The following is a 16,477-nucleotide window of genomic DNA, read 5'->3' as shown; positions in this document are numbered from 1 at the left end:
AATTCAGGAGGAATTCATCATGGGCTTTGAAGACGTATTGCAGGAAATTCCGGTAACCGAGTACAAGGAACGTTTGCAGAAGGCAAGAGTGAAAATGGAAGCGGAAGGCCTGGACGGGCTGCTGGTTTATTCAGACTCGTACCGTATGAGCAATGTCCGCTGGTTAGCCAACTATCGCGCATTTGACGGGGTATTCCCGTATCCGGCTATGGTGTTTATCCCGCTTGACGGCGAACCTACGCTGTTCGCGGAAGGCAGTCTGGTATCCTATGCCGCCGACGAGACATGGTTCTCCGATGTAAGAGGCATCCGCCAGGAGCTCGGCAATGTGCTGAAGGATTTCCAGAAAGGCAGAAATTCCGCCAAAATCGGCCTCAGCGGCTCGAAATACTGCGCGCTTGAATTCTATGAGACGATCCGCGACAGCCTGAATCCAACCTCGGTGTTGCAGAAGACCAATATTATCGAGTACCTGAAATCGATTAAGAGCGAAACGGAAATCCGTAATATGAAAGTAGCCGGCCGACTGGCGGACATGGGGATCGAAAAAATCCACGAGTTGCTCGCCACCGAACGCCTGACCGAGAGAGAAGTGACGCGTCAAGCGATGGCGCACATGTTCGCAAGCGGTGCGGACACCGTCTCGTTCGATATGATGGTCCAGTCGGGACCGAACTCCGGGGACTTCTTCCTGGCCCGCCCGCGTGACCGCGAAATTGTCAAAGGCGATACGATCCTCATCGATATCGGCTGCCGTTATAACGGATATTCGTCCGATATGGCGCGTGGTGTAGCTTACGGCAAGGTGGATGCGGAGAAACAGCGCCTGCTCGACACCTGCCTGGAAGCATGGAGAGCGGGAATGTCTGCTCTGAGACCGGGCATGACCGGCGCGGAGGCAGATGTGGCCGCCAACGAAGTGTTGAAGCGCGAAGGATATCCGCATATGGCCGGTGAAGGCCGCGGCTGCGCCCACTCCACAGGCATGGATCCGGAGGAGGAAATTCCGGTAGTAGGCCCGGACAGCCAGGATATTCTGGTTGAGAACCAGACGATCGCTTTTGAAATTACTCTGCTCATTCCAGGATATGCCGGTACCCGTGTAGAAGATACGGTTGTGATCCGCAAAGACGGACCGGAGTCGCTGACCAATCATCCGTATGTCTGCAACTGGTACCAGGATTAAAATTTGAGATTAGCAATGATGGCTTTGCCTCAGTGTGCAAAGCCATCATTGTCCCATTAAATAAAGGGGAATCAGGCAGATGGAAACCATTCAGAAAGCCCGTACGCTCTTGAAACAGGAAGAGACGCTGCTGCTGCTGTTTATCGTAATCGTCACATTAATCTCTCCGATCTTCTCACCGGAGTTCTTCACTTCCTATAACTTCTCAAATCTGCTGCGGCAGATCTCCTATCCGGCCATCGTGTCGATCGGGATGCTGCTGACGGTACTGATCGGCGGCATTGACCTGTCGGTGGGTTCTGTGATGCAGGCGGTAAGTTTAACGGCCATTATGCTCGTTCAGCTGCAGGCGCCAACCGGCGTAATCGTGATTGTTGTCCTGGCACTGGGTTTGTTCCTCGGTCTCATTAACGGCATGCTGATTACCTTCGGGAAGCTGCAGCCATTCATCGTAACGCTCGGGACCAAGGTAATTATCGATGGAACCACGCTGTTTATGACAAAAGGCAAAGGCATCAGCGGAGACGCGAGCGACAGCTTTCTTTCCATTGGCGGGGGGTACATCGGGGCTATTCCCAATCCCGTCATTATCATGCTGGTATTATACATCATCGGGTTCATTATGCTGAACAAAACGATCTTTGGGCGGCAGATCTACAGTGTAGGGTCCAACCGGGTGGCTGCTTATAACTCGGGCATCAACGTTAAAAAAGTACAGCTGAGCGTTTATGCGCTGTCCGGATTGTTCGCCGCGATAGCGGGCCTGCTGATTGCCTCCAGAACCGGCGCTTATCAGCCGATGTCCGGCAACAGCGGAGCAACAGGCATGGAGCTGAGCGCCATCGCCGCCGTCGTGGTGGGCGGAGCCAGCTTATCCGGCGGAAAAGGCACAATCTGGGGAGCATTTTTAGGTGCTCTGCTCGCCGGGCTGCTGTTTAATCTGCTCGTATTCCTGAACATGAATCCTTATATTCAGCAATTCATTCTGGGCATCATCATTCTGGCTGCCGTCGTCTTTTCCGCTTCCAAGAACCGCAAGTAACTACAAATCCATGTATATGACAAAGAGGGAACGATATGGATAATGTCATCCTTAAATTAGACGGAATCTCCAAGCAGTTCGGCAATCATTATGCGCTGAAAGACATTAACGTGAACATTAGCGAAGGGGAGTTCCATGCGATTGTCGGCGAGAACGGGGCCGGCAAATCAACCCTAATCAAAATATTATCCGGCGTTCATTTGCCTTCGGAAGGCAACGTTCATTTTAAAGGTCAGTCCGTCAAGTTCCTGTCGCCTTATATGGCGCAGAAGAGCGGGGTCAGCACGTTGTTTCAGGAAATTCAGGAGATTCCCGCGCTGTCGGTGGCGGAGAATATTTTTCTGGGGAGAGAACCGCAAAAGGGTTCCCTGCTGCAGTGGAAGACGCTGTATAAGGAAGCGGGAGAGCTGCTGAACAATCTCGACATCAAGATTGACCCTTATAAGAAAATGGAAGAGCTGAGCATCTCGGAACGGAAGATGGTCGAGATCGCCAGAGCCGTCTCGTTCAACGCGGAGCTGCTGATTATGGATGAACCTTCCGCGAACCTGAACGAAGACGAGCTGGCTGTGCTGTTCAAGACGATTGCCGAGCTCAGAAAAAGAAAGGTAACGATCATCTATATTTCGCACCGGCTGCGGGAAATCTTCGCCATGGCTGACCGGGTTACCGTTCTGAGGGACGGACAGCATGTAAAAACAATGGATATTAAGGATACGGATGAAGCGCGGCTCGTCCAGCTGATGATCGGGCGGGAGCTGAATGAATATTATCCTGTGAACACGGAACAGATCGGTGCCAAAGTGCTGGAGATTTCTGATTTGAATGTGCCGGAGCTGCTGCATAATGTGAGCTTAAGCCTGAACAAACGCGAAATTCTCGGCATTGCCGGATTAGCGGGCTCCGGCGGAAATATTTTGACTAAAGTGCTGTTCGGGCTGGTCAAAGGCTACTCGGGTAAGATGGTGCTGGACGGCAAGCCGTTCGCTCCGAGAAATCCGCGGCAGTGCATTGCGGACGGGATTGCATTTGTGCCGGAGGACCGTAAGACGCAAGGGTTATTTCTGAATTTAAGTGTGCGGAGCAATATGTCCATTACTTCGCTGCGCAAGTTCAGAACGTTCGGTCTGATCAGTGAGCCGAAGGAAAGCAGGCAGGCCAATGAATTGGTGCAGCAGCTGTCGGTGAGACCGAAGAACATTAAGGCGCCGATCCGCTCTCTCAGCGGAGGCAACCAGCAGAAGGCGCTTATCGGACGCTGGCTCCTGGACAAGTATAAAATTCTTATTCTCGAAGAGCCTACCCGGGGTGTGGATGTCGGGGCCAAGATGGAAATTTACCAGGAAATCAACAAGCTGCTGAGCCAGGGCCTGTCCCTGATCATGGTCTCCTCCGAGCTTCCCGAGCTTCTGGGAATGTGTGACCGGATTCTTGTCTTCTCCGGCGGAACCATTACCGGCGAGCTGCAGCGGGACGAAGCATCCGAAGAGAAAATTATGGAATACGCACTGCAGGAGGTGAAATGAACATGGCGAAATGGAGAAGCTATCTTCCGCTGGCAACCCTCTTCCTGTTAATGATCCTAGGTTCACTGCTGTCCGATAAGTTCCTGACGTACGCCAATCTGATGAATTTGCTGCAATACAGTGCGGAAAGTGCGCTCATTGCCGTTGGTATGACACTTGTAATTCTTACGGGAGGGATCGATCTTTCTGTCGGATCCGTTGTGGCTTTAACGGCGGTCGTCAGCGCCAATACGCAGCATTTGGGCGTGTGGGGCATTCTGGCGGTGGTGATCCTGATCGGCGCTCTTGTCGGTGCGCTCAACGGAGTCGTGCTGACGAAATTCCGGGTCGAGCCTTTTATGGCGACGCTGGCTACGATGGCGATCTTCCGGGCCGTTGCTCTCTGGTACACGAACGGCGGGCCAATTATCGGAACGGTGACACCTGCGTTTTCGAATATAGCGAACGGAAGTTTGCTGGGCATTCCGCTTCCCGCCGTCTATGTCGTAGTGGTGTTCATCCTCGGATATTTCGTTCTGAATCGTACGCCGTTTGGCAGACATGTGCTGGCTGTCGGCGGCGGGGAAGAGACATCCCGGTTGTTCGGGATCAAGGTTGAGCGCGTCAAGGTGATCGTATATATCATCAGCGGCGTTCTTGCCGCCCTGGCCGGGCTGCTGATTACTTCCCGGATCGGCATGGGTGAACCGCGCTCTGGTTTTCAATTTGAGCTGGTGGCCATCGCCGTCGTGATTGTCGGGGGAACCAGCCTTACCGGAGGCCGCGGCACGATCGGCGGAAGCTTCATCGGACTGCTCATTTTCGCTGTTGTCATGAACATCATGAATCTGCTGAACATCTCATCCTTTGTCCAACCGATCGTGCGGGGACTGATCATTATCCTGGCCGCCCTGGCGATTTCCCGGATGGTAAAATCGAAATCCGCAGCTGCGGAAGCTTCGTGAGCGAAAGACGCATAGCGAATGTGCAAAAGAGTAAAGGCCGGACGGTCCGCATCATGGGGCGTTCGGCTGTTTTCACTATGTGGAGAATAAAGGCGTTCCATGTTGGATACGCGGCAGGCAGGTTAATTTTGTTTATTAACATGTAAAAGGATTCTTGGTAGTATAGGTATAACCAATGTTTGAAGGAGCTGCTGGATATTGAAGCGCGCACTGCTAACCTACCTGTCTTCCAGCGTAAAGCGCAAGATGATTCTGATGGTTGTAGTCATGCTGATTCTTGTAATCGCTATCATCGAGATTGTCACTTACGCCGTTTCCATTAATTTTCATCTGAACGACGCCAAGGCAAATGATACCCAGAAGGTGCAATTTATCAGCGAGAATATGGATGATGCCATTTCGTATATGGGCAAGCTGATGGACAGCATTACCGAAGATTCAGAAATCCAGTCTATGCTGCTGCAGACGAACCAGCTTACCTATGAGAAGTTAAGCGCGCTGGAACAGCTGGTCGTTTCCAAAATCCTGTACTCCACCGATAAGCTGGAAACCGTCTATCTCTTCAATACGCAGCAGTTCCTGGTCAAGCTGAACTATAACACTTCCGGGAGTGTGAATAATAAGGACGATGTGCAGTCCGAGCTGAAGAAACAGCGTTATGACACGGTGGGAAGAATCACCTGGAGGGTCAACAAAGGGGTTATTTATATCGAAAGAGCCATCCGGGAACGGGATTCGCTCAAGATGCTCGGTTATATAACCATTTCGCTCAAGGACGATTATTTAAAGCAGCGCCTTCAATCCGAGCCTTACCGCTACAGCTATGTGTTTGATGAGCAAGATCGTATCGTTGTCAGCAGCAGCGAGGTTTCCGATATCCACGTGGAGGATCTGCTCCGCCGCGCGAAATTGCAGTCCGCCGAGGGGCCTTCTGTATTGAATATGGAGCCGTACGGAAAAATGCTGTTCACAACCTTCGTATCCGCCCAGGAAGGGTGGAGAGTAGTCTCGCTTGTGCCGCTTAAGGAAATCTCCAAAGGCACGGAACTGATCGGACGCTGGATCACCGCGATCGGAGTGATCGGCGTGCTGCTGGGCATCCTCTTGACCTGGTTCACGACCAGCCGCTTAATCGCTCCGCTCCACGCGCTTAAGCAGGTTATGGATCAGGTGGAGACAGACCGTTTCGATCAGCAGGTCAGAATCAACCGGAGGGATGAGTTCGGGCGGCTCGGGCGCAGCTTCAACCAGATGATGGGCAAGATCAATTATTTGATCTCCGAGGTCTACCAGAAGGAGCTGGCCCAGCGTGAGTCCGAATACCGGGCGCTTAAGGCCCAGATTAATCCCCATTTTCTGTACAATACGCTGGATACGATCCGCTGGCTGTCCATGTACGGTGAGAATGACAAGATCGAGAATGTGACCATCTCCCTGGCGCAGCTGTTGAAGGCCAACCTGGCCGATCACCGGGAAATGGTGCCGGTCCGCTCGGAGCTGGAATATATCAATGCTTATTTGGCTATTCAGAAGACCCGTTTTGAGAGCCGGATCACGGTTTCAATCCACATGGACGACGACATTGCGGAGCTATGGATTCCCAGGTTTATTTTGCAGCCGATTGTGGAGAATTCGTTCGTGCACGGGCTGGAGAATAAAGTCGGTCCGGGCAACCTGAGCATAATCGGGATCATGGATGGAGGGAGCGTAAGATTCCGGGTGATTGATGACGGTGCCGGGATCGAGGAACAGAAGCGGGACCGGCTGCTGGAATTCACGGGCGAGGTGGACCTCGGCAGCGCCAAAGGGACGGGCAACGGAATGAGAAACGTACACAAACGGATTCAAATGCTGTTCGGCGAAAGCTACGGTCTGACGATCAACGGCATGCCGGGCAGCGGTACCATTGTCGAGATTATAGTGCCTGTAATGGAGAATGTGACTGCGCCTCCCAATACTGCGGATGAAGGTGGGAAGAATATTGTATAAAATCGTGATTGTGGATGATGAAGACATCGTAAGCCGGGGGCTGAGCGAGAAGGTAGACTGGAGCAAGCTGAACTGCACAGTGTGCGGGACGGCCGCCAACGGACTGGAAGGCATGGAAGTTATTGAACGCTTTAAGCCGGATATCGTCATTACCGACATCAAGATGCCCGGGATGAACGGGCTGGAGCTGGCCGAGCATATCAAGCGTCATTATCCGGGGATGATCACGATTCTCCTCAGCGGATACAGTGAATTCGACTATGCCCGTACCGCAGTGAGGCATCAAGTATTCGATTATCTGCTCAAACCGATCAAGATTCCGGACCTGAATGCCTGCATTCTTAAGGCGGTGGACAGGATCAACGGCAAGAGGGCTTCTCTGCTGCAGGCGGCCAGTGACTCCAAGCGGGAGAACGCGGACATCGTGGAGGCAGGCATCCTCATGAATGTGATTGTGAACGGCAATAAGGATATTGCCGCTATGCGTACAAAGCTGAAGGATTACGGCATCCAGCTCGGCTGCGGTGTGGTCGTGGTGTTTGAGATGTATAATCCCTCGGATCTTTCTTATGAAGAGTATGCCTCCCTGTACCAGTATGCCGTCAACAATATAGTGAATGAAACGTACCTCCGCTTCCAAATGGCGACTTCCATCGTGGATATAGAAGGGAAGAGCGTTGTCGTCGTCAAGTCTGATCCCGCCTTGCAGCAGGTGATTATCCGCAAAAGAGTGGTGGAAGCGACAACCGAATGTCTGGAGAACATCGAAATGTATTTAAAAAAGCAAATCAGCGTCGGCATCGGCACCAACTTCCGGGAGATCAGCGAGTTGTACAGCTCCTTCCAGCATGCGCTTAAGCTGCTCGAGACCCAATTGTTCTGGGGAAGTCTGATGCCAAAGCTGCAGGATGCACTTCAGTGCAGCTCAAGCAAGCCGCTCTTGGGCCGCATGGATGCGGAATGGTTTGAGGCGATCTGTGACGGCGACGAGCGGAAAGCGAAACGGTATTTGGACGAATTCACGGCCGGCATTAGAGCCGGCAGGAATAAAAGTATCGCCCTGAACAGCTGCCTTGACTTCCTGCTCGGTCTGTCCAAGCATGTGCCGGAGTGGAAGATAAAGGACCAAATCACGGAAGCCATTGCGGGAATCACCGGACTGCGGACCTTCGAAGAATATACGTACCTGTTAAGCCGGATTACGGCCCAGGCCTGCGAGGAGGCGTTATGGAGGAAGGAAGAAGCGATGGGAAGAAGCCTGGCGGAGCGGATCGCCCGGTATGTGGATGATCATTATGCCGAAGCCGAGCTGAATCTTCAATTGGTTGCAGACTTGTTCCATGTGAGCGCCAGCCATCTCAGCAGAATTTTTAAAAAAGAGCTGGGGACTAACTTTAACGAATACCTGTCGTTCAAACGGGTGGAAAAGGCCAAGCAATTACTCACCGGCAGCCGGCGTTTGACCGTACTGGAAGTTGCCCACCGGGTCGGGTTCGCGGACGGCAAATACTTCGGGCAGGTGTACAAAAAATATTATGGAATGACGCCCTCGGAATATAAAGAAACCTTATTCGGCCCCCGGTGCAATGCGTTATAACGCCAGGAGGGCGCACAGCAAAAATCTCTCTCCCCGGCCGGTTTGGCAAAACAAGCGGGGATAGAGATTTTTTATTTGATGCCCTGCTTTTCGATTTCCGCCTTGGCTTCATCCAGCGCCTGCCTGGCTGACTTCCTGCCAGTGAGCGCCGAGGTGATGGCATCCTGCAGCACACCCGACCACTCCACATAAGATGACATGCTCGGCCTGTTGATCGCATATTCGAATTGTTCGGTCATCAGGTTCCGGTTCAGGTATTTTTCCTCATTCTCGAACTGGTCGATCTGCTCGTTCCAGACTGAAAGGCCTCCAATTTGGTCCTTGGCGGACGCTTCATTCCTCATGCTGATCGTCAAATCAATAAATTTCCAGGCCCAGTCTTTATGACGTGAAGTTCGGGTAATGCCGAGTGCGCCGCCCCCGGTAACGGTGGAGCTTCTTTGATATCCCTGAAAACCGGGCACGAGCGCCATTTTAAAGCCGGGTTTGCGGCTGAGGATCGGATCGGCATAAGCCCAGCTGATCAAAAAGGGCGTTTTGCCCTCCGCGAAGGTCTCAATAGCCGACATATCGCCTGCAGTCAGGGAAGCGGGATCGGATAAACCGCTGCTCCGCAGGGTGTTCACCATGAATTCCAGCGCCTGCACGCCGCCGCCCTCATTGAATACCCAGCGGCCGTTGGCATCCTTCGCCTGCACGCCAAGGGCGTTGGCCAGCAGCGTGTAATCGGTGATCAGGCCTTCACCCGGCTTCCAGCTCCAGATCAGGCCGTACTTGGCAAGTCCCTTATCCTGAATGTACTTCGCCATGTCCTTCAGTTCCTCCCAGGTGGCGGGAGGAGCATAAATGCCGGCGCTTCTCAGCATCGATTCATTATAGTAGAGGAACTTCTCTTCCATGATGACCGGGAAGGCATATAAATCGGGAAGCGCATACAAGTCATTGCTGATGACCCGCTGGTTATAAGCAATGGGTACCAATTTATCAATTACGCTTCCTGTGACATAGTTCCGCAGAGGCTCAAGCAAGCCGGATCTGGCGAATCCGGTGGTCCAGACCGTATCGACCAGAATAATATCCAGATCTGTGCCTCCCCGCAGGATGCTGTCTTCTATCTGGTCATGCAGCGAGTTGATATCGGTGGAGCGGATATCGGCTTTGATCCCGTATTGCTCTTCATACCGCGCGGCAATTTGCCTGATATATGGCAGATAGGAGTTTTCGATCAGAATGCTGATCTGGTCAGGACGGCCGGAGGCCGGAGACGTTGATTGGGCTGCTTCATTTCCGGATCCACGTTCATTCGAACGGGTGCTGAAGATGAAGATGGCTGCCAGGGTCAGAAGTGAAAGTAATAACAGATAATAAAAAAGCTTGGATCTGGGCATAGACTTGTCCATTCACCCCCAAAGCAAAGTCGGGTTATCTTCCTCTAATAGTATAGTGGGATTATTTTAATTGTATAGTGGGATTATTTGATTAAATCGACAGAAATGTTTTTTTCCAAACTGCCATGCTGCAGGACATTGAAAAGAAAATCGGCAGAAGAAACCGGGGGAAACATAATTTAAGTTCGCAGGTGCGATGCTGTCTGAACGACTCGTGAGCTCCAACGAACCCGAAAAAATTATCGTAAGTGGGTCTTAGTGATTTAGGACAACTCAAGTATGAGAATATTATGCTATAATTTGTTAAAATTATTCCTTCACAAAATTATCTTTGATGATATCATCATACTGTGTACATATTTTGTAAAGAAGCTGGAGGGAATTCCAATGGGTCCAATAGATTTTGAGAACTTTATTTGCTTAATAAAAGCAGCATTCGGTTCGAGAAACCCATGAAATTGTAAGCGTAGCAACCAATCGATTATCAGATGATGAAGCTCCTACTGGAAATGGTGGCGATAGGATTTACTCTAATTTTGCACTAGAGAATAAAACCGTAAGGAACATAAGAACTGGTGAATAAGTCTGCTAATTTATTTTGATCAGGAGGCCATATGAATATATCAGAAATTAAACAGATGATAAATTCAGGAAAAATGTATGATGATGCTGCCAAAGATATTTCTGCACTTAGAACGCAGGCAATATCTATTTGCAGGAAGTACAATTACAAAGTAAATACAAATGATGAATACGATATGTCCATTCTAAAGGGTTTATTTGCAGAAGTCGGGGAAAATGTATATATTGAGTCCAATTTCCGGTGTGAGTTCGGTTTTAATATTTCTATTGGTAATGAGGTATATATTAACCATGACATGATCATTCTTGATTGTAACGAAGTGAAAATTGGCAACAATGTGTTTATTGGTCCCAGAGCGGGACTATACGCAGCTAATCATGCGGAGGATCCTTTTGAAAGAGCAGAGAAAGGCGTCTATTCTGCCCCCATAATCATACAGGACAATGTATGGCTTGGCGGTGATGTTAAGATTACACAAGGTGTGACCATTGGTGAAAATAGTATTATTGGAGCAGGAAGTGTAGTTACAAAAGATATTCCGGCAAATACTATTGCTGCAGGAGTTCCTTGTAAAGTCATTAGACCTATCCAATGTTCTGATAATCCATGGAGAAGGGCAAGGGAATAAGTCTAACTTTAAGGACTATGACCCGTTGGCCGCGAAGCGTAATAACACAACCGGTTAGCGGTATCAAGTTATATATGCAATTTCGCATGCGAAGAATTCTTTCGTATGCTTTTTTTATTTTAAGTCTGGCTTCACGTTCTCAGGTTTATAATCAACGGTAAAACTCCAATGTTAGAGTGAGAAATTTTAGCAACAATCGGGCCGACAAGTGGAAATACGGGTATAGGCCGGTAACGTAATTTTAGTTTGAAATTGATTATTGCCCTGCAAATCGTTAACATAAGATTTAATGTCATGAATGTATATCTGGCATGAGTAAGCAAAGAGACGGGGTTCCTAATGAATAATGCAAAAATACTTATCATTGAAGATGACTCACCCATTGCTGACTTGCTGTCATACGGGCTCTCTATGGAGGGGTTTCAGACACGCATTGCAGCAAGCGGCGCCTCGGGAATGAGTGCAATACAGTTATTTCAACCGGATCTGCTGCTTCTGGACTGGATGCTTCCTGATCAAAGCGGGCTGGAAATATGCAAGAAGGTAACCTCCGAGTATAACATTCCCATCCTTATGATTACTGCCAAATCGGATATTACCGATAAAGTGCTGGGTCTCGAATTTGGAGCAGACGATTACATTACCAAACCCTTCGATCTGCGCGAAGTGATTGCCCGGGTCAGGACAATTCTTCGCAGAGTTGAGCAAGCCAACACTGGACATAAAGAAGAAGCAAATACAGAAGTATATAGTTTTCATGATATCGAAATTCTTGCTGAAGAACGGCTCGTAAAAAAAAGCAGCCACGATATTGAACTGACTCCGAAGGAGTATGATTTGCTGATGACGCTGGTCAGAAATCCCGGAAGAACCTTCACCCGTTCCGAATTGCTTGACATCGTATGGGGATATCATTTTGCAGGGGATACCCGCACCGTGGATACGCATATCCAGCGGCTTCGCAAAAAACTGGATGCGCCGGAATACATTACAACGGTGTTCGGAATCGGATACAAGTTTAAAAAACAGGTGCTTCAGCATGATACGTAAAATCAGCCTTAAGTTTCTGCTCGGATTACTGTTTATTTTTCTCATTTCTTTTATGGTGCTGAGCCAAACGGTACAAGCCTTCATTCGAACAAGCAACCAGGATCTGATTACTTCGGAGTTGGTGGGGCTTAAAAATAACAGTAATGTGTATGTCCGCCAAGCGTTCCTGATCAATCATTATTCCAACAATGAATTATATTTCGGCGAAATGGCCGAGGAGTTGGGGAACAGCCTGAATCATGCGACAGGAAACAGCGTAGGCGTATACACGGTTAACGGTGAACCGCTGTATACTTCGGATAAATCCGTCTTCCAGCAGAAGGAAAGCAAAGATCTGCAGGAAGCGGTAGCCGGCAAGACCGCATACAGCATCCGATATTCTGAGAATCAAACCTCTGTTATGTTTTCTTATCCCGTGGTCATTGACGGGGCTAAAGTCGGCATTTTGCGGTATTTTAAAGATTTCTCCCAGCTTTATCAGCAGAGTAACCGAATTCTGGATATAACGCTCTATATCACCCTGGCGATTTTCTCGGCCGCCTTTCTGTTTTCCTACATTTTGTCCCGGCATATTACACTTCCGCTCGGCAAGCTTGCCCATGCCTCTTCCCAAGTGAAAAACGGAAATCTAGACGTCCGCATCCGGTTTAAACGCAAGGATGAAATCGGCCGGCTGGCGGAAAATTTTAATGATATGATCGAGCAAATCAGCCGACAAATCAGCATTATCAGCAACGACCGCGACCATCTCAAAGAGCTTCACCAACAGGAAAAACGTTTTTTCGATAATATCACCCATGAACTGAAAACTCCGTTAACCTCAATTCTGGGATATGCGGAGATGATCAAGCTTAACGGGGAACGGGACCGGGGCTTTTTTGAAAAAGGCATGAATCACATCATAGAAGAAAGTAAACGGCTGCATACGATGGTGCTGAAGCTGCTTGAAGTCTCCCGTCAGGTGAAGGGCGATGACTTAGAGGCAGTGGATGCTGGCGCTGTTCTTCGGGATGTCTGTGATTCCATGGCGATGCGGGCGCAGCGATACAAAAAAAAGATCCGGGCTGACATAGAAAGCGACTTATGGATCATGGGCCAGACCAGCCGGATACGCCAGCTTTTCATCAATTTGATTGATAACGCCATTAAATACAGCTGGGCATTCTCGGAAATAGAAGTGAAAGGCCTTCACGCTGACGGCAAAGTCCGGTTTGTCCTTGATAACCCGAGTGATGCAATCAGCAGCGAGCAGCTATCCAAACTTTTCGAACCCTTCTATTTGGCTCATTCCAAGGACTCAGAACAGGGGAGCGTCGGGCTTGGACTAAGCATCGTCAAATCCATTGTTGATGAACAAGAGGGCGCTATTTCCGTCATCAGCCACAACAACCGTACGGTTGTTACTGTAGAATTCGATAGACTGAAAGCGGCAGAGGAGGGGAGCTGACTATGACCAGGAAATATTCGGGCTGGGTGTTCGGCACTCTCCTTCTAATGATTCTGTTATCCGGCTGCAGGGCAGGAGTTCAAAGCGAAACCGTAATTATACCGGACAACGGGGAAACCGGTCATACCCCTCAGAGTTCAAGCTCAATCCGGATTAAAGCCATCTACCGGCTGCCGGATGAATATACAAATGAGGGATACTGGCTGGGCTGGACCTCGTCTGATTCAATTATCGGTTCATTCAAGACTGCAGGCATACCTGAACAATTTAACCTGAAGCGGTTAACCTATCCCTATGAACACAGTGAGAATATGAAAGTGATCAATAGCAGTGCTCGAATGGAGCTTTCTCCGGACGGGAAATACGCTGCTGACATAACCGGCTCCAATACGAGGACCAGCTTGAAGGTGGTCTCATTGAAGGATGGGAAAGAAACGGAGATCGATGCGTTCAGGGACGGCGGTCAAGAGTTTCTGCAGGATATATCGTGGTCCGGGAATAGCCGATATCTAAGTTATTTAGTAGTGAATGTCTATGAAAGTGACAAAAACAGTGTACACCTATACGATATGCAGACTCATACTTCCATACGGTATGAATTGAAGAATTTTGGAAAGAGGGATACTCTGCTCAGCGTTAATATTTCGGATGACGGCCGCAGTGCCTTGTTTACCTTGTCTGAATCCAGACGGCCGGGAAAAACCGTTATTATGTTCGGAAGGGTGTCAGATTCTGACATTGAGATCGTCTATAAACGCGAAATCGGGCAGGAACAATATACATGGATCAGCAACGATCAATTTGCATTTCTCGGACCGGATGGAACGCTGTATGAATATGATCAGAGAAACAGCGAGCTTTCCGTGATTCTCGAAAACGTATCCGCATTTAAATTTTCCGACGACAAAAAATTCATTGCCTACTCCTTGAAGGGTGAAGATGCTGTATATGCCGGCAAAATGCAGGGCAGAAATGTTGTATACAGGGAGCCTGTGTACCATGGGATTGAGCCTTCGGATATGTACTGGAATAAAGATCATACGAAGCTGCTGCTTCAGGGAGCCACGCCGTACACCAATTCTTTTGCCGGACAAAACGATTCCGCAAAAGGACCATCGTTTATTATTGAGCTTGAGTAAGGTACACATCCAAAAACCTTATTGCGGATAGCCGCAATAAGGTTTTTTTTGTCCAGCAAAGCCGGTATGGCTGTGACAACTTGTTTACATCTTGATCGAACTTTGGCGACATCCTGCCTCTATAGTGATTAAAGAGGAGAAACGCCCAATAACAAACAAGGACTGAACAGGAATGAACGGGAAACAGAATCATCTTATGAAGCGTTATATGCCGGGAATAGACGGCCTCAGAGCTATTTCTGTGTTGGCAGTCATTGCGTATCATTTCAATTTGAAGTGGGCGCAAGGCGGATTGTTGGGGGTGGGAGTATTTTTCGTGCTATCGGGATACCTGATTACGGATCAAATTCTTCTGGAATGGAAGAGGAATAGCCATTCTATCTGGAATTTCTGGATGAGAAGATTTCGCAGGCTGGTGCCTGCCATGGTATTCATGCTGATTTCTGTTGCACTATGGCTTATATTTACGGACCCTTCCAGGCTGCTTTCACTACAAGGAGATATGCTTTCCTCCATTTTCTACATGAATAACTGGTATCTAATCTTTCATGAAGTTTCCTATTTTGAAAGTTTTGGTCCGGCTTCACCGATCGGGCATCTGTGGTCGCTTTCCATTGAGGAGCAGTTCTATATGGTTTGGCCCATTACCCTGTTCATTGGCTTAAGGTTCGCACCGCGCCGGGGGAAGTTAATGCTGTATATCCTGGTTTTAATCTTCCTATCAGCGATGGCCATGGCTGCATTATATGTCCCCGGAACCGATCCAAGCCGGGTATATTACGGAACAGACACCCGGGCATTCGCCATCCTGATCGGGGCGGCCTTGGCAGTCGGCTGGCCAAGCTGGAAGCTGGATGAGAGGATTTCATCTACCGGGCGGTCTTTGCTAGATATTACCGGCGGATTGGGATTGCTCGTGCTCCTTACCCTTATGTATCGAACCAATAAATACGATGATTTTTTATACCCGCTCGGATTTCTTTACTTGTCTGTGGTCTCTGCTGTTATTATCGCAGTGCTGGCGCACCCGGCCAGCCGCCTGGGCGGAATTTTGGGATGCCGGCCGCTAGCCTGGATCGGTAAACGCTCCTATAGTCTCTATATTTGGCATTATCCCGTTATTATTCTAATGAATACGGATGCTGCTAACAAAGAACCGGATTTTACACGGACTTTGCTGCAAATCACAGTCATTTTGATGTTGTCCGTCTTCTCCTACAAGTACATTGAAGAGCCGGTCCGCAGGGGCAAATTTCGCGCTCAACTGCATTCCATCAAGCATAATTATTCGTTCAGGCCCATTATCGGTTTAGTCTTGACGGTTCTAATCTATTTTCGGTTTGTTTCTTGGATAACGGCCTCAGCCGAGGTTCAGCCTGGATTATCTAACCCTGTGATTGCTGAGAAGATCACTCTGGATGACAGTCAAGACTCCAGCAGCAAGGATGCAGGGGGAGAACCTCCTGAACAAGGAGAGGGAGTTACCGCCATCGGGGACTCATTAATTTTGAATGTCGCTCCAGCTTTGGAAGCTATGCTTCCCGGTATCATCATTGACGGCGAAGTGGGAAGGCAGATGTCCCGTGCCCAGGATGTCGTAAATAAACTGCGGGCAAACGGAAAACTGGGGAATCGCATCATATTGGAACTGGGGACCAACGGGTCTTTTAACAAAACTAAGCTCCGGCTGCTGTTGGGATCTTTAAAAGACGCCAAGCAGGTGTACCTTGTAACCACCCGGGTTCCGGAGAATTGGCAGGATTCTGTAAATGAGGATTTGAAAGAGGTTGCCGGTGAGTTCCAACATGTGAACATCATCGATTGGTATTCTGCGAGTGCTAACAAAAACGGTTTATTTGCTCAGGATGGTGTCCACTTAACACCGGAGGGCTCCCAATATTATGCTTCTCTCCTGGCCCAACATATGAAACAAGATCAAAGTTAACAACACATGATGA

The 16,477-nt window shown here is 49.2% G+C and carries 12 protein-coding genes; 11 read left to right on the top strand and 1 reads right to left on the bottom strand.

Going from position 1 to position 16,477, the window contains the following annotated elements:
• Positions 1-19: 19 nt before the first annotated feature.
• From PGRAT_RS26305 to PGRAT_RS26280, 6 genes are all read left to right on the top strand, one after another.
• Positions 20-1,186: a M24 family metallopeptidase gene (locus PGRAT_RS26305; RefSeq protein ID WP_042217512.1), complete on the top strand. Its 1,167-nt coding sequence runs from the start codon at positions 20-22 to the stop codon at positions 1,184-1,186.
• 79 nt (positions 1,187-1,265) lie between these two features.
• A complete protein-coding gene (locus PGRAT_RS26300; protein ID WP_036705954.1) occupies positions 1,266-2,228 on the top strand; it encodes an ABC transporter permease in 963 nt (320 codons plus the stop codon).
• 35 nt (positions 2,229-2,263) lie between these two features.
• On the top strand, positions 2,264-3,754 hold the full coding sequence (locus PGRAT_RS26295) for a sugar ABC transporter ATP-binding protein (RefSeq protein WP_025707119.1): 1,491 nt from the start codon (positions 2,264-2,266) through the stop codon (positions 3,752-3,754).
• Positions 3,755-3,756: 2 nt separating this feature from the next.
• Entirely contained in the window at positions 3,757-4,698 is a 942-nt protein-coding gene (locus tag PGRAT_RS26290; protein ID WP_244884040.1) for an ABC transporter permease, read from the top strand.
• A 198-nt stretch (positions 4,699-4,896) separates the two neighbouring features.
• The gene (locus PGRAT_RS31940) at positions 4,897-6,687 is read left to right on the top strand and encodes a sensor histidine kinase (RefSeq protein WP_025704001.1); all 1,791 of its coding nucleotides are present in this window, start codon (positions 4,897-4,899) and stop codon (positions 6,685-6,687) included.
• Positions 6,680-8,284 (top strand): response regulator, encoded by a 1,605-nt coding sequence (locus tag PGRAT_RS26280; RefSeq protein WP_025704000.1) that lies wholly within the window; start codon positions 6,680-6,682, stop codon positions 8,282-8,284. Before PGRAT_RS31940 ends, PGRAT_RS26280 begins: the two co-directional genes overlap by 8 nt.
• A 71-nt stretch (positions 8,285-8,355) precedes the next feature.
• On the opposite strand, the gene PGRAT_RS26275 is transcribed toward PGRAT_RS26280, so the two are convergent.
• Positions 8,356-9,672, bottom strand: a complete 1,317-nt coding sequence (locus tag PGRAT_RS26275; protein WP_167337237.1) for an extracellular solute-binding protein — start codon at positions 9,670-9,672, stop codon at positions 8,356-8,358.
• Positions 9,673-10,286: 614 nt separating this feature from the next.
• Here PGRAT_RS26275 and PGRAT_RS34720 point away from each other — a divergent pair.
• From PGRAT_RS34720 to PGRAT_RS26250, 5 genes are all read left to right on the top strand, one after another.
• The gene (locus PGRAT_RS34720; RefSeq protein WP_025703998.1) at positions 10,287-10,883 is read left to right on the top strand and encodes a sugar O-acetyltransferase; all 597 of its coding nucleotides are present in this window, start codon (positions 10,287-10,289) and stop codon (positions 10,881-10,883) included.
• A gap of 339 nt (positions 10,884-11,222) precedes the next feature.
• Positions 11,223-11,933, top strand: a complete 711-nt coding sequence (locus PGRAT_RS26265) for a response regulator transcription factor (RefSeq protein WP_025703997.1) — start codon at positions 11,223-11,225, stop codon at positions 11,931-11,933.
• Positions 11,923-13,380 (top strand): sensor histidine kinase, encoded by a 1,458-nt coding sequence (locus tag PGRAT_RS26260; protein ID WP_025703996.1) that lies wholly within the window; start codon positions 11,923-11,925, stop codon positions 13,378-13,380. The genes PGRAT_RS26265 and PGRAT_RS26260 overlap by 11 nt, the downstream gene beginning before the upstream one ends.
• 2 nt (positions 13,381-13,382) lie before the next feature.
• Positions 13,383-14,519 (top strand): hypothetical protein, encoded by a 1,137-nt coding sequence (locus tag PGRAT_RS26255; RefSeq protein ID WP_025703995.1) that lies wholly within the window; start codon positions 13,383-13,385, stop codon positions 14,517-14,519.
• Between the two features lie 172 nt (positions 14,520-14,691).
• On the top strand, positions 14,692-16,464 hold the full coding sequence (locus PGRAT_RS26250) for an acyltransferase family protein (protein ID WP_025703994.1): 1,773 nt from the start codon (positions 14,692-14,694) through the stop codon (positions 16,462-16,464).
• The last annotated feature ends 13 nt before the right edge of the window (positions 16,465-16,477 follow it).

Source organism: Paenibacillus graminis (assembly GCF_000758705.1).
GTDB classification, from domain to species: Bacteria; Bacillota; Bacilli; order Paenibacillales; family Paenibacillaceae; genus Paenibacillus_AQ; species Paenibacillus_AQ graminis.
The sequence above is the reverse complement of the archived record's forward strand: the minus strand, read 5'-3'. Positions and strand labels throughout refer to the sequence as shown.

Excerpts from the sequence above, each read along its gene's own strand:
- PGRAT_RS26305 (WP_042217512.1), top strand. The coding sequence starts at position 20 with ATGGGCTTTGAAGACGTATTGCAGGAAATTCCGGTAACCGAGTACAAG.
- PGRAT_RS26300 (WP_036705954.1), top strand. The coding sequence starts at position 1,266 with ATGGAAACCATTCAGAAAGCCCGTACGCTCTTGAAACAGGAAGAGACG.
- PGRAT_RS26295 (WP_025707119.1), top strand. The coding sequence starts at position 2,264 with ATGGATAATGTCATCCTTAAATTAGACGGAATCTCCAAGCAGTTCGGC.
- PGRAT_RS26290 (WP_244884040.1), top strand. The coding sequence starts at position 3,757 with ATGGCGAAATGGAGAAGCTATCTTCCGCTGGCAACCCTCTTCCTGTTA.
- PGRAT_RS26275 (WP_167337237.1), bottom strand. The coding sequence starts at position 9,672 with ATGCCCAGATCCAAGCTTTTTTATTATCTGTTATTACTTTCACTTCTG.
- PGRAT_RS34720 (WP_025703998.1), top strand. The coding sequence starts at position 10,287 with ATGAATATATCAGAAATTAAACAGATGATAAATTCAGGAAAAATGTAT.
- PGRAT_RS26265 (WP_025703997.1), top strand. The coding sequence starts at position 11,223 with ATGAATAATGCAAAAATACTTATCATTGAAGATGACTCACCCATTGCT.
- PGRAT_RS26260 (WP_025703996.1), top strand. The coding sequence starts at position 11,923 with ATGATACGTAAAATCAGCCTTAAGTTTCTGCTCGGATTACTGTTTATT.
- PGRAT_RS26255 (WP_025703995.1), top strand. The coding sequence starts at position 13,383 with ATGACCAGGAAATATTCGGGCTGGGTGTTCGGCACTCTCCTTCTAATG.
- PGRAT_RS26250 (WP_025703994.1), top strand. The coding sequence starts at position 14,692 with ATGAACGGGAAACAGAATCATCTTATGAAGCGTTATATGCCGGGAATA.